The sequence below is a fragment of the Bradyrhizobium sp. KZN70725 genome, from assembly GCF_055264925.1.
Map to the genome: position 1 here is coordinate 75462 of NZ_JBUYWT010000006.1, position 13766 is coordinate 89227.

Genomic DNA, 13766 nt, shown 5'->3' on the forward strand with positions numbered 1-13766 from the left:
TTCAAATACCCTGTACAGGATAAGGCCGATGGCGTATCGCCAGACGGTTAACCTACGTCAATCGCTCTCGAATCCCACAGGAATCACCCCATGGCATCGAACCTGGACACGCTGGTCACGGTCTTCGGCGGATCGGGTTTTCTGGGGCGGAACGTGGTCCGGGCGCTCTGCAAGCGCGATTACCGCGTCCGAGTCGCGGTGCGGCGGCCCGAGCTAGCCGGCCATCTGCAGCCGCTCGGCCGGGTCGGGCAGATCCATGCCGTCCAGGCCAATGTGCGCTACCCGGCCTCGGTCGAGGCGGCGATGCGTGATTCGCATATTGCCATCAACCTGGTCGGCATCCTGGCCGAGGGCGGCGGGCAGAGCTTCGATGCCGTGCAGGTGAAGGGCGCCGAGACCATCGCCAAGGCGGCGGCCGCGGCCGGCGGGCGGATGGTCCATGTCTCGGCGATCGGGGCCGACGCGGATTCGCCCTCGAGCTATTTCCGCGCCAAGGCGGGCGGCGAGGCAGCGGTGCTGGCGGCGTTGCCGTCGGCCACCATCATGCGGCCGTCGCTGCTGTTCGGGCCCGAGGATCAGTTCACCAACCGCTTTGCGGCGCTGGCACGGATGTCACCGGTGCTGCCGCTGGTCGGCGGCGGGGTCAACACGGTGCAGCCGGCCTATGTCGGCGACGTCGCGGACGCCGTGGTCCATGCCGTGGAAGGCAAGGCGAAGCAGGGCGCAGCTTACGAGCTCGGCGGGCCGGAAGTGCTGACCATGCGCGAGGTGATGCAGATCATCCTCAAGATCACCCAGCGCGATCGCATGCTGGCGCCGCTACCGTTCGGCCTCGCCAAGTTCCAGTCGTACTTCCTGCAGTTCGCGCCGGGGCCGTTCACGCTGACGCCGGACCAGGTCGAGATGCTGCGTTCGGACAATGTGGTGTCCGACGCCGCCAAGGCCGCCGGCCTGACCTTCGCAGGCCTCGGCATCTCGCCGGATTCGATGGAAGCGATCGCCCCGCAATATCTCTGGCGCTTCCGCGCGACGGGTCAGTTCCAGAAGAAGAGCGCGTAGGCAGCTCTCTCCACCTGTCGTCCCGGCCAAGCCAACGGGTCGCGCGAACGCGCGCCCGATGACAGGCTCCGCGCGAGCCGGCACGGCACCACTACGTTTTTCCCACGCTACCAATCCCTTCCCCGTCACCCCCGCGCAAAGGCTTTGCCTTTGTCGCTGGAGGTGCGAGCCTTGCGGCGCAATTGCGCCGCTGGGCGAGCCTCGAAGGATGAACGGCCAGGATCAGGGCCGTCGCCCTTCGAGACGGCCGCTTTGCGGCCTCCTCAGGGTGACGGTGATGGGATGGTGTCCATCGCGCCTTACCGTCCCATCGCCAGCGCGATCAGGCCGAGCGTGCCGACGATCACGCGCCACCAGGCGAAGAAGGTGAAGCCGCGGCGGGTGACGAAGTTGAGGAAGGCCCGCACCACGATCATCGCCGTGATGAACGACACCACGAAGCCGACCGCGATGACGCTGAGATTGTCGGAGGTGAAGTCGGCCCGGTTCTTGTAGAAATCATAGGCGAACGCGCCGACCATGGTCGGGATCGCGAGGAAGAACGAGAACTCCGCCGCCGAGCGCTTGTCGGCGCCGAGCAGCATCGCCGCCACGATGCTGGCGCCCGAGCGCGACACGCCGGGAATCATCGCCAGGCACTGCGCGACGCCGATCCAGAAATACATCAGCAGCGGGAAGCGGGTCGCATCGTCCTCGTACACTTTGAGATCGAGCTGATCGACCCACAGCAACACGGCGCCGCCGACGATCAGCGTGAAGCAGACCACCCACGGATTGAACAGGAACTCCTTGATGTATTTGCCGGCGATCAGGCCGATCACGACCGCGGGCAGGAACGCCACCAGCACGCCGATCACGAAGCGGCGGTCGTCGGGATTGCTGAACATGCCAAGCGCCACGCGCCACAATTTGACGAAGTAGAGCGCGAGGATCGCGAGGATCGCTCCGAGCTGGATCAGGATCGCAAAGCTCTTCCAGAAATTGCCTTCGCCCAGATTGAAGAAGCGCTCCGCAAGCAGCAGGTGACCTGTCGAGGAGACCGGCAGGAACTCCGTGACGCCCTCGATGATGCCGAGAATCACCGCCCGCAGCATATCCGTCATCATGTTGTGGCCTGCCCTGTGTGGAAAACGGGATTCTTCTCGCTTATTCGCACATTGGCCGCAATCGCAAAAAATCGTCAAACAATGGGTTACCCGACCGATTTGCTGAGCTATAGCGTTTTTGTGACCCGCGCCATCTGCGGGGGTGGCTACCGGTTTGCGTGCTGACGCGACATAGAGACGACCGGAACTGGTCTGGCCAAAGCACAGGTCCAGGCCGCACAGGTTGATGATTTCTTAAGCGCCGCGAAACTACCAAGGGCTTCATGTACACGCTGTATCACCATCCGTTCTGTCCGCATTCGCGCTTCATTCGGCTCGTGCTCGGCGAGTATGGGCTCGATTTGCGTCTTGTGGAGGAACGGGTGTGGGAACGGCGCGAGGCGTTCCTGGCGCTCAATCCGGCAGCCACCACGCCGGTACTGATCGCCGAGAGCTTTCCGCCGATTCCGGGTGCGCCTGTGATCGCCGAATATGTCGACGAGACGCACGGCCTCGATGCCGGCGATCGGCGGCTGTTGCCGACGTCGACGGCCGAGCGCGTCGAGGTGCGCCGGCTGATGGCGTGGTTCAACGAGAAATTCTTCGAGGAAGCCTCCAACCCGCTGGTGACCGAGCGGATCTACAAGCGGTTCATGAGCGAGGATAATGGCGGCGGCCCGCCGGCGCCCGACATCATGCGCGCCGCCAAGGTCAATGTGCGCTATCATCTGAGCTATATCGGCTGGCTGGCGAAGACGCGGAACTATCTCGCCGGTGACCGCCTGACCTACGCGGATCTCGCCGCCGCGGCGCATCTCTCGGCGATCGACTATCTAGGCGACGTGCCATGGAGCGAGGACGACGCGGCAAAGTCGTGGTACGCGCGGGTGAAGTCCCGCCCGTCGTTCCGCCCGCTGCTCAGCGAATGGCTGGCGGGGGTGCCGGCGTCGCGCACCTATGTGGATCTCGACTTCTGAACCCGGCGGTCAGGCTCTCCCCTTCCGATCTCAAGGCAGCGCTTCAGCGCGAGGCGCATGCGCTCGGCTTCGACGCCGTCGGCTTCACCGCGCCTGATGCGACCAGCGAGGCCGGAAAATATTTCCTCGAATTCCTCGGCTCCGGCGGCCATGGCGACATGGACTGGCTCGCGGCCAATCCGGAGCGGCGCACCGATCCGCGCGTGCTGTGGGGCGGCGTGCGCTCGATCATCATGCTCGGCGTCAATTACGGGCCCGACGACGACCCGCTCGACATCCTTGCACGCCGGTCGCATGGCGCGATCTCGGTCTATGCGCAGGGCGACGACTATCATGACGTGATCAAGAAGCGGCTGAAGGTCCTGGCGCGCTGGCTCGCCACGATCACCGGCGATGAGGTGAAGGTGTTCGTCGACACCGCCGCTGTCATGGAGAAGCCGCTTGCCCAGGCAGCCGGCATCGGCTGGCAGGGCAAGCACACCAACCTCGTGTCGCGCGAATTCGGCTCGTGGCTGTTTCTCGGCGCGATCTATTCGGCTACCGAGCTGCCGCGCGATGTTGCCGAGGCCGATCATTGCGGCAGCTGCCGCGCCTGCCAGGACATCTGTCCGACCGCGGCGTTCCCCGCGCCCTACAAGCTCGATGCGCGGCGCTGCATCTCGTATCTGACGATCGAGAACAAGGGTCCGATCCCGCACGAATTCCGCAAGAGCATCGGCAACCGCATCTATGGCTGCGACGATTGTCTCGCGGTGTGTCCGTGGAACAAGTTCGCGCAAGCGGGGCGCGAGCAGAAGCTCGCCGCGCGCGATGCGCTGCGGGCGCCCGCGCTTGCCGATCTCGCACGGCTCGATGATGCCGCCTTCCGCGCGCTGTTCACAAAGTCGCCGGTCAAGCGCATCGGCCGCGACCGCTTCATCCGCAATGTGCTGATCGCGATCGGCAACTCCGGTGACGCAAGCCTTGCCGCTGAAGCGCGGCGTTTGCTCGACGACGCGAGCCCGCTGGTGCGCGGCGCCGCGGTGTGGGCGCTGTCGCAACTGACCGCCCGCGAAGCATTCGCGGCGCTGGCGTCGCGGGCTGGCGGCGAGCCCGACGTCACCGTGCAGCAGGAGTGGCGCGCGGCCACCGCCTCTTGATTTCATCGCGCCATTCCCGTCATGGTCGCACGCCATGACAAACCAGCCCTTCTTCACCAGGCACGGCGACGGCTTCATGCCGACGGCCGTTGCGAACGGACCGTGGAGTCCGGAATCCCTGCACGGCCGCGTCGTGATCGGCCTCCTCGCCTTCGTCATCGAGGAGCGCCACGGCTCCGACGATTTCGTCCCCGCCCGGCTGACGGTCGACATGTTCCGGCTGCCCAACATCACGACGCCGATCGAGGTGACGACGAAGCTCGTGCGCGACGGCATGCGCATCAAGATGATCGAGGCCGAGTTTGTCTCCGGCGGCACCAGCATGGCGCGCGCCTCCTGCCAATTGTTGCGCAGGACGGAAAATGCACCTGGCAATGTGTGGTCGCCGCCGAACTGGCAGGTGCCGGCGCCATCGGAGATTCCGAAGCCGACCGATCCGAGGCTCGGCATGAACGGCAAATGGGAGACGCGGCCGATCGTCGGCCATATGGGCTCGCTCGGCGAGCGACGGCTCTGGATGAGCGAGGTGCGCGAGCTCGTCGCGGGCGTGAAGATGACGCCGTTCGTCCATGTCGCGACCGGCGCGGATTTCGCCAGCCCCTTCGCCAATGCCGGCGACCAGGGGCTCGGCTACATCAACAGCGACGTCACGATCTATCTGCATCGTTTGCCGGCGACCAACTGGATCGGCTTCGAGGTCGTCAACCATCACGCCACGGACGGCATCGCGATCGGCGAATGCTGGCTCTATGACGAGAAGGGTCCGATCGGCACCTCCACGGTGGCCGCGCTCGCCCAGCGCAAGCCGATGACCAATCCGCCGCCGCCGTAGGCTCTCACCGTCGTCATTGCGAGCGAAGCGAAGCAATCCATGTCTCGGCTTGCCGAGGCGTGGATTGCTTCGTCGCTTCGCTCCTCGCAATGACGACGGAGAGTCCTCACGCCAGATGCCGCTGCATCTCCGGCCGCGCTTTCAGCTCCGCGCCCTGCTTGCCGACGATCTTGGCGATCCGCTCCGGCGCGAAGTTCAAATCGACGAAGGCCGGCGCGGTGTTGGCGATCTCGTGGTACTCCGTGATCTTGCCGTCGCGCAGCCGCATGATCGCGACGCCCTCGAACATCGCACGCGCGCCCTTGGCTTCCGGCAAGGTCGAGCGGTAGCTGAACGTGTAGCGCGCGTAGAGCGTTGTGCCATCGCTCACGGGATCATGCATCACCCAGCGGAAATCGGTCGCGGTCCGGTAGAACCAGTCGTCGATCATCTCGCCGATTTTGCCGTGGCCCTTGAAGGCACCGTAGAACACATCGTGATAGACGCCGTCCTCGGTGAAAAGGCTAGCGAAGGCCTTGCCGTTGCGCTGCTCGACCGCGTCGCAGAACGCGCGCAGCATTGTTGTCGTGTCCATTGGTATCCTCTCCCGGCTCCTCGCTTCTTCTTCCCTCTCCCCTTGTGGGAGAGGGTGGATCGAATGAGCGAGAGCTCATTCGAGACGGGTGAGGGGTCTGTGTCCGCGGAGAGAACCCCTCATCCGGCGCGGACATCGTCCGCGCCACCTTCTCCCACAAGGGGAGAAGGAAAAAAGCTTAGCCGATCTCCGCCACCGCGACGATGATGCGGGCGATGTCCTGCGGACGCGACAAGCGGTGGTCGCCGTCCTGGATCATGGTGAGCACGACATCTTCAGCCGGCAGGCGGTGCACCAGCGCGAAGGCGTGCTTCCACGGCACGTCGGGATCCTGCGCGCCCTGCAGGATGCGCACCGGGCAGCCGACGTCGATCTTGCTTCCGAGCAGCAAATGTTTGCGGCCCTCCTCGATCAGATTGCGTGTGATCGGATAGGGCGTGCCGTCGCCATAGTCGGACGGACGCAGCCACATGCCCTTGGCCTCGATCTCGGCGCGGACCTCCGGCGAGAAGGCCTTCCACATCAGCTCCTCGGTGAAGTCGGGCGCCGGCGCGATCAGCACGAGGCCGGCGAGCTGTGCTTTCCCGTTCCCGCGCCTGGCAATCTCGCGTGCGAGCAGCAGCGCCATCCAGCCGCCCATCGAGGACCCGATCACGACCTGCGGCCCACTGCAGAACTGCGAGAACACGGCCACGCTCTCCTCGAGCCAGCGGCCGATGGTGCCGTCGGCGAAATCGCCGCCGGATTCGCCGTGGCCGGAATAGTCGAACCTGACGCAGCCGCGGCCGTGCTCGGCCGCCCACGCATCGAGCGCCAGCGCCTTGGTGCCGGCCATGTCGGACTTGAAGCCGCCGAGCCAGAACAGCCCGGGATTGCTGCCGGCACGGGCCCGCACCGCGATCCGGCGCGCCTCGCTGCCCTCGCCGACCTCGATGAAGGCAGGTTCCTGTTCCGATGCGGCGGTTTGGCTCATGGTTCGGTCACTCGCGTGTCAGACATCTGCTTTTCAATTGTCGCGCGGCACCGGTCAACGGCTGCGACCCCTGCCTTGCGGAGCAGACGAGCCCGCTATATGTGCCGGGCGTGGCCAAAATGCCTCGCAATTGGCGGTTTTGCCGCTTAAGAAGCGAGTTCGCTTGCCCGTTGCAGCATCTTGCTTCAAAATATCCGCCTTCCCTTTCACAACTTTGGAGAGTTACCCATTCGCCGTCCCAATAGAGCCCCGCCCACAGTCGCCAAAGAAGGGCCGCGCACCAATGACGAGATTCGCAACGCACAGATCCAGCTGATCGATGCGGAGGGTGTCAATCAGGGCACCGTCGAAACCATGGTGGCCATCAAGATGGCCATGGAAGCCGGCATGGATCTCGTCGAGATTTCGCCGAATACCAGCCCTCCCGTCTGCAAGATCATGGACTACGGGAAGTACAAGTATTCCGCGCAGAAGAAGGCTGCCGAAGCTCGCAAGAAGCAGAAGGTCGTCGAGATCAAGGAGATCAAGCTCCGCCCGATGATCGACGATCACGACTATGACGTGAAGATGCGCGCGATGCAGCGCTTCTTCGAGGAAGGCGACAAGGTCAAGATCACCTTGCGCTACCGCGGTCGTGAGATGGCGCACCAGGAGATCGGCACCAAGCTGCTGGACAAGGTGAAGGCCGACGTCGCCGAATTCGCCAAGGTCGAGCAGGACGCGAAGTTCGAGGGCCGCCAGGTCGTGATGGTTCTGGCGCCACGCTAGTTCGAATTTGTCGCTTTGTTGAAATGAAATGGCCCGTCAGGCGATCTGGCGGGCTGTTTCGTTTCCGTAGCCCGGATCCACCTCCCCTTGAAAAGGGGAGGTCGCTTTGCTCGCCGAGCAAAGCGGGTGGGGATTTGCTGTCCCCGCAGACGGGATCGCTTGCGGCTGACCCCCATCCCGACCTTCCCCCTTTCAGGGGGAAGGGGAAGACGGTTCCGACCCCGATTTCGCGCCGCAAACGTTGCAAAACCGCCGATCCTCTGTCATAAGCCGGGCCTTCGCCGCCCGGCTGATCAAGGGCTGCCGTGGCGACGTCTGGTGCAGGTTCTTTCAATTCGGAAAAAACCTTAGCACTTTCAACGCTCTAACGAGCATTTTAGCCGGCCGGACGCCTCTCGGGGCGATTTTCGTGCTGTGCGACAGGAGAGCCAAATGCCCAAGTTGAAGACCAAGTCGGGCGCTAAAAAGCGCTTCAAGGTGACCGCCACTGGCAAAGTCATGCACGCCCAGCGCGGCAAGCGCCACGGCATGATCAAGCGGACGAAGAAGCAAATCCGTCAGCTCCGCGGCACCCGCGTGCTGTTCAAGACCGACGGCGACAACGTCAAGAAGTACTTCTTGCCGAACGCCTGATCGCACCGATCGCTTGAACCCTCGCCGCGACTGCGCGGCGCCCCGTCACCTCTTCCAGATCAAGGATTTCCGTCATGTCTCGCGTCAAACGCGGTGTGACCGCTCACGCCAAGCACAAGAAAGTCTACAAGGCCGCCAAGGGCTATTACGGCCGCCGCAAGAACACCATCCGCGTCGCCAAGCAGGCCGTCGAAAAGGCCGGCCAGTACGCCTTCCGCGACCGCAAGCGCAAGAAGCGCACCTTCCGCGCGCTCTGGATCCAGCGCATCAACGCCGCGGTCCGTCCGTTCGGCATGACCTACAGCGTGTTTATCAACGGCCTCTCCAAGTCGGGCGTCGTCGTCGACCGCAAGGTGCTGTCGGATCTCGCGATCCACGAGCCGGTTGCGTTCCAGGCGATCGCCGAGAAGGCCAAGGCCGCGCTGGCCGCCTGATCCTGGCGGGGCGGCCCTAACGCGATTTGGGGCCCGCCTTCAGCGCCTTCTGCGAATAGCGCTGGGCGACGATCGCCCGGCAGAACGCCGTGAACGAGCGGTACATGGTGCCGCTTTCGTGGTCGTATTTGTGGTCGCAGCGCTTGAGCTGGCCGGCATAGGCCTTCTTCTGCGACGCTCCGAGGCCGGACAGGAAGTCCCCCTCGCACCTCTTCTCGACCACGGCGCCGAACTGGACGTCTCCGCTGGCGCCGTATTCGCACGCCTCGAAGATCTTCATCGCGCGGTTGCAGCTCGGCGCCTTCTGAAGCTCCGCGATGATGTCGTCCATCTGGGTCGATTTGGCGGGACATTCCTCGGTCGCGGCATGCGCCGTGGTGAGCATCAACAGCACCGCCGGCACGGCCAGGCAAGATCGCAGCAACATCGCGTGGGCCTCCTTGAACTCCCCTTGGGTAGCCCGGCCTCCGCGCGGGGTTCAATGCTGCCGGCCACCGGCTCGAAATGACCGGCTTTTCGCTTGACGTTACCGCCTTCGGGCGGCGACAACCCAGCCGAATTTTGGCGCATGGTATCGGTTCGGGTAGCGGTTCTTCCCACTGGGTCATGCTCCGCTCAAGCGCAGGAATTGACCGTGTCCGACCTCGCAACGCTCGAACAATCCATCCTCGACCAGATCGCCTCAGCCGCTGACGAGGCCGCCCTCGAGGCGGTCCGCGTCTCGGCGCTCGGCAAGAAGGGCTCGATCTCGGCCTTGCTCGCCACCCTCGGCAAGATGTCGCCGGAGGAGCGCAAGACCGAAGGCGCGAAGATCAACCTCGCCAAGGATGCGGTGACGCAGGCGCTCGCGGCCAGGCGCGACGTGCTGAAAGCGGCCGCGCTCGATGCGCGCCTCGCCGCCGAGACCATCGACGTCACGCTGGCGCTGCGCGAGGCGCCGGCGGAGACCGGCCGCATCCATCCGCTGAGCCAGGTCTGGGACGAGCTCACCACGATCTTCGCCGACATGGGCTTTGCGGTCGCCGAAGGTCCCGACATCGAGACCGACGACTACAACTTCACCAAGCTGAACTTCCCCGAAGGCCATCCGGCGCGCGAGATGCACGACACCTTCTTCTTCAACCCGAAGGAGGACGGCTCGCGCATGCTGCTGCGGACCCACACTTCGCCGGTGCAGGTGCGCACCATGCTGACCCAGCAGCCGCCGATCCGCGTGATCTGCCCGGGCCGCACCTATCGCATCGATTCGGATGCGACGCACACGCCGCAATTCCACCAGGTCGAGGGCCTGGTGATCGACAAGGGCTCGCATCTCGGCCACCTCAAATGGATCCTGCACGAGTTCTGCAAGGCGTTCTTCGAGGTCGACCACATCAACATGCGGTTCCGGCCCTCGTTCTTCCCGTTCACCGAGCCGTCGCTCGAGGTCGACATCCAGTGCCGCCGCGACAAGGGCGAGATCCGCTTCGGCGAGGGCGAGGACTGGCTGGAGATTCTCGGCTGCGGCATGGTGCACCCCAACGTGCTGCGCGCCTGCGGCCTCGATCCCGACGTCTACCAGGGTTTTGCCTGGGGCATGGGCATCGACCGCATCGCGATGCTGAAATACGGCATCGCCGACCTGCGCCAATTGTTCGACAGCGACGTGCGCTGGCTCAGCCACTACGGCTTCAAGCCGCTCGACATCCCGTCGATCGCGGGAGGGCTGAGTACGTGAGTCAGGTTCTCCTTGACCTACGTCGCGCTCTCTCCGACAGCGCAACGTCCTTCCGAGCAAGTGGCTTACGCCTCTCCCCAATCCTCCCCCGCAAAGGGGGAGGGAGCCCTGCCGCCGTCGCAAGCACGCTAGTCAACACCAACAAGAACCGAGGCATGCAGCCGTGAAGTTCACCCTCTCCTGGCTGAAGGAACATCTCGAGACCGACGAGCCGCTCGACAAGCTCGCTGACAAGCTCACCATGATCGGGCTCGAGGTCGAGAACATCGAGGACAAGGCGAAGGCGCTGGCGCCGTTCACCATCGCGCGTGTGATCTCGGCCGAGCAGCATCCGAATGCCGACCGGCTGCGTGTCTGCATGGTCGACACCGGCGACGGGGCTGAGCCGGTGCAGGTGGTGTGCGGCGCGCCGAATGCGCGTGCCGGGCTGATCAGCGTGTTCTCGCCGCCCGGCACCTACATCCCCGGCAAGAACATCACCCTCGGCGTCGGCACTATCAGAGGCGTCGAGAGCCGCGGCATGCTGTGCTCGGCGGCGGAATTGCAGATCTCCGAGGATCACGACGGCATCATGGAGCTGCCGGCGGACGCGCCGCTCGGCAAGGGCTATGCCGACTGGGCCGGGCTCGGCGATCCCACCATCGAGATCAATTTGACGCCGAACCGGCAGGACTGCACCGGCGTGCACGGCATCGCGCGCGATCTGTCCGCCGCCGACATGGGCAAGTTCAAAGACCCCGGCATCAGGCCGATCAAGGGCGAATTCCCCTGCCCGGTCGAGGTGAAGGTGGAAGACGCCACGCTGTGTCCGGGCTTCGCGCTGCGGCTGGTGCGCGGCGTGAAGAACGGCCCGTCGCCGGAATGGCTGCAGAAGCGGCTGACCTCGATCGGCCTGCGCCCGATCAACGCGCTAGTCGACATCACCAACTTCATGACCTACGACCGCGCCCGCCCGCTGCACGTGTTCGACGCCAAGAAGGTGCAGGGCAACCTCACCGTCCGCCGCGCCAAGGACGGCGAGACGCTGCTCGCGCTCGACGGCCGCACCTATACGCTCGACAGCAACATCTGCGTGATCGCCGACGAGCACGGCGTCGAATCGCTCGCCGGCATCATGGGCGGCGAAGCCTCGGGCTGCGACGACAACACCACCGACGTGCTGATCGAATCGGCGCTCTGGAACGAGATCAACATCGCGCAGACCGGCCGCAAGCTCGGCATCAATTCGGACGCGCGCTATCGCTTCGAGCGCGGCGTCGATCCGGCCTTCATGGTGCCCGGGCTCGAGCTCGCGACCAAGCTGGTGCTGGCGCTGTGCGGCGGCACGCCGTCCGAGAACGTCGTGGTCGGCAAGCAGTTCGGCGAGGATCGCGTCATCGACTTCCCGCTCAGTGAAGTGAAGCGCCTCGCCGGCATCGAGGTGCCGCTGGTCGAGGTGAAGCTGATCCTCACCCGGCTCGGCTTCATGCTGGCCGGCAACGGCCCCGTGGTGAAGATCGCGATCCCGTCCTGGCGCACCGACGTGCACGGCAAGGCCGACATCGTCGAGGAGATCGTGCGCATCGTCGGCGTCGACAAGGTGCCGATGACGCCGTTCGAGCGCGGCGAGGAGCCGCGCAAGCCGGTGCTGACGCCGATGCAGCTGCGCACCCGCCGTGCCAAGCGCGCGCTCGGCGTGCGCGGCATGGTGGAAGCCGTGACCTGGTCGTTCATCACCAATGACGCGGCAAAACTGTTCGGCGGCGGCCAGAGCGAGCTCGTGCTTGCCAACCCGATCGCGGCCGATCTCTCCGACATGCGGCCGAGCCTGCTGCCGGGCCTCGTCGCGACGGTTCAGGCCAACATCAATCGTGGCTATCCCGATGTGGCACTGTTCGAGGTCGGCCAGGTGTTCCGCGGCGACCGCCCGGAGGACCAGTTGGTCGCCGCCTCCGGCGTGCGCCATGGCTTCGCCTCGGCGAAGGGGATCGGGCGGCACTGGACCGGCTCGGCTGCGGCGGATGCGATGGATGCCAAGGCCGACGCCTTCGCCGTGCTGGCGGCCGCCGGCGCGCCGATGCAGGCGCTGCAGATCGTCCCCGGCGGTCCGGCCTGGCTGCATCCGGGGCGCTCCGGCACCATCCAGATCGGCCCGCAGAACGTGCTCGGCACTTTCGGCGAGCTGCATCCGCGTGCGGCCGAGGCGCTCGGCGCCGACGGCCCGATGATCGTGTTCGAGGTGATCCTCGAGCGCATCCCGCAAGGCAAGCAGCGGGCGACGCGCGCCAAGCCGGTGCTGGAGCTCTCGGCATTCCAGCCGGTGTCGCGCGACTTCGCCTTCATCGTCGATCGCGGCGTCAAGGCGGGCGACATCGTCCGCGCGGCGCAGAATGTCGACAAGAAGCTGATCACTGATGTGACCGTGTTCGACGTCTACGAAGGCAAGGGCATCGACCCCGACAAGAAGTCGATCGCGATCGCGGTGACGATCCAGCCGCGCGAGAAGACCATGACCGACCAGGAGATCGACGCGGTCGCCGCCAAGGTCGTCGCCGATGTGACCAAGAAGACCGGCGGCACGCTGCGCGGGTGATGTGAACCACAGGCGGTCTATTGCACCGTCACCCTGAGGAGGCCGCGTAGCGGCCGTCTCGAAGGGTCGACGGCCCCGCCTGTGGCCGTGCATCCTTCGAGGCTCGCTCTGCTCGCACCTCCAGCGACAAAGGCGAAGCCTTTGCGCGGGGATGACGGGTCTGAGTAGGGGCGCTTTGAATTGCCAGCCAGCTAGTCGAATCTCGTTATCCTTTCATGACCTCCTTCAGCCTGATCCCCTCCGACATCTCGACCAGCATCGCGCTCGCGATTTGCGCGATCGCCTTCGTGTCGGGCACGGCGCGCGGCTTCTCGGGCTTCGGCTCGGCGCTGATCTTCATGCCGCTCGCGAGCAGCGTCGCGGCGCCGCGGCTGGTGGCGGCGCTGCTGCTCGTCATCGACTTCATCGCCGCCACGCCGCTGCTGCCGAACGCCTGGACCCACGCCGACCGCAAGGCGACCGCGGTCATGGTCGCCGGCGCGCTGGTCGGCGTCCCCATCGGCACCTATTTCCTGACCGTGCTCGAGCCTGTCACGACGCGCTGGATCATCTCCTGCTTCGTCGCGGTGCTGCTCGCACTGCTGCTGTCGGGCTGGCGCTATCACGGCAAGGAGCACGTCGCCCTCTCCGTCGGCGTCGGCGGCCTCTCCGGCTTCTGCAGCGGCCTCGCGCAGACCGGCGGCCCGCCGATCGTCGCCTACTGGCTGGGCCGCCCGATCTCGTCGGTGATCTCGCGCGCCAATATCGTGCTGTTCTTCGGTGCCTCGGACTTCTTCTCGCTGGTCAGCTACTGGTTCACCGGCCTGATCACGATCGAATCGGTCAAGTTCTCGCTGATCGTCGGCCCGATCTACGGCATCGGAGTCTGGTTCGGCGCCGCGCTGTTCGGCAAGGCGAGCGAAAATGTGTTTCGCGCGATCTGCTACGCGCTGATCGCGGCTGCCGTCATCGTCGGCCTGCCGGCGCTTGATGGCATCCTGCGCGGCGGCTAGGGTCGCAGCAC

At 65.3% G+C, this 13766-nt stretch carries 14 protein-coding genes; 10 read left to right on the forward strand and 4 right to left on the reverse strand.

Going from position 1 to position 13766, the window contains the following annotated elements:
- The first annotated feature begins 90 nt into the window (after positions 1-90).
- Positions 91-1059, forward strand: coding sequence for a complex I NDUFA9 subunit family protein (locus ACZBJS_RS07910; protein WP_168856198.1), 969 nt, complete (start codon positions 91-93; stop codon positions 1057-1059).
- Positions 1060-1358: 299 nt separating this feature from the next.
- On the opposite strand, the gene ACZBJS_RS07915 is transcribed toward ACZBJS_RS07910, so the two are convergent.
- Positions 1359-2165, reverse strand: coding sequence for an undecaprenyl-diphosphate phosphatase (locus tag ACZBJS_RS07915; RefSeq protein ID WP_316398078.1), 807 nt, complete (start codon positions 2163-2165; stop codon positions 1359-1361).
- 263 nt (positions 2166-2428) lie between these two features.
- Here ACZBJS_RS07915 and ACZBJS_RS07920 point away from each other — a divergent pair, with 263 nt between their 5' ends.
- From ACZBJS_RS07920 to ACZBJS_RS07930, 3 genes are read left to right on the forward strand one after another with little or no spacing between them, the layout of a single operon-like run.
- On the forward strand, positions 2429-3121 hold the full coding sequence (locus ACZBJS_RS07920) for a glutathione S-transferase family protein (protein WP_057020382.1): 693 nt from the start codon (positions 2429-2431) through the stop codon (positions 3119-3121).
- Positions 3070-4260 (forward strand): tRNA epoxyqueuosine(34) reductase QueG, encoded by a 1191-nt coding sequence (gene queG / locus ACZBJS_RS07925; protein WP_316398079.1) that lies wholly within the window; start codon positions 3070-3072, stop codon positions 4258-4260. The genes ACZBJS_RS07920 and queG overlap by 52 nt, the downstream gene beginning before the upstream one ends.
- Before the next feature lie 34 nt (positions 4261-4294).
- A complete protein-coding gene (locus ACZBJS_RS07930) occupies positions 4295-5092 on the forward strand; it encodes an acyl-CoA thioesterase domain-containing protein (protein ID WP_168856196.1) in 798 nt (265 codons plus the stop codon).
- A 106-nt stretch (positions 5093-5198) separates the two neighbouring features.
- Here ACZBJS_RS07930 and ACZBJS_RS07935 read toward each other — a convergent pair whose 3' ends face one another.
- The gene (locus ACZBJS_RS07935) at positions 5199-5666 is read right to left on the reverse strand and encodes a nuclear transport factor 2 family protein (RefSeq protein ID WP_316398080.1); all 468 of its coding nucleotides are present in this window, start codon (positions 5664-5666) and stop codon (positions 5199-5201) included.
- Between the two features lie 178 nt (positions 5667-5844).
- On the reverse strand, positions 5845-6639 hold the full coding sequence (locus ACZBJS_RS07940; protein WP_168856194.1) for an alpha/beta hydrolase: 795 nt from the start codon (positions 6637-6639) through the stop codon (positions 5845-5847).
- Positions 6640-6867: 228 nt separating this feature from the next.
- Between ACZBJS_RS07940 and infC the strand changes: the two genes are divergently transcribed.
- From infC to rplT, 3 genes are all read left to right on the forward strand, one after another.
- Complete coding sequence (gene infC, locus ACZBJS_RS07945) at positions 6868-7407, forward strand: translation initiation factor IF-3 (RefSeq protein ID WP_026192043.1); 540 nt, start codon at positions 6868-6870, stop codon at positions 7405-7407.
- A 432-nt stretch (positions 7408-7839) separates the two neighbouring features.
- On the forward strand, positions 7840-8040 hold the full coding sequence (gene rpmI / locus ACZBJS_RS07950) for a 50S ribosomal protein L35 (RefSeq protein ID WP_008539890.1): 201 nt from the start codon (positions 7840-7842) through the stop codon (positions 8038-8040).
- A 74-nt stretch (positions 8041-8114) separates the two neighbouring features.
- Positions 8115-8474, forward strand: coding sequence for a 50S ribosomal protein L20 (gene rplT / locus ACZBJS_RS07955; protein ID WP_018269297.1), 360 nt, complete (start codon positions 8115-8117; stop codon positions 8472-8474).
- Positions 8475-8490: 16 nt separating this feature from the next.
- Here the strand turns inward: rplT and ACZBJS_RS07960 are convergent, their stop codons facing one another.
- Entirely contained in the window at positions 8491-8901 is a 411-nt protein-coding gene (locus ACZBJS_RS07960) for a hypothetical protein (RefSeq protein WP_057020377.1), read from the reverse strand.
- A gap of 207 nt (positions 8902-9108) precedes the next feature.
- Between ACZBJS_RS07960 and pheS the strand changes: the two genes are divergently transcribed.
- From pheS to ACZBJS_RS07975, 3 genes are all read left to right on the forward strand, one after another.
- A complete protein-coding gene (gene pheS, locus ACZBJS_RS07965) occupies positions 9109-10191 on the forward strand; it encodes a phenylalanine--tRNA ligase subunit alpha (protein ID WP_316398081.1) in 1083 nt (360 codons plus the stop codon).
- Positions 10192-10354: 163 nt separating this feature from the next.
- Complete coding sequence (pheT, locus tag ACZBJS_RS07970) at positions 10355-12763, forward strand: phenylalanine--tRNA ligase subunit beta (protein ID WP_316398082.1); 2409 nt, start codon at positions 10355-10357, stop codon at positions 12761-12763.
- A 215-nt stretch (positions 12764-12978) separates the two neighbouring features.
- A complete protein-coding gene (locus tag ACZBJS_RS07975; RefSeq protein ID WP_076833750.1) occupies positions 12979-13755 on the forward strand; it encodes a sulfite exporter TauE/SafE family protein in 777 nt (258 codons plus the stop codon).
- Positions 13756-13766 lie beyond the last annotated feature (11 nt).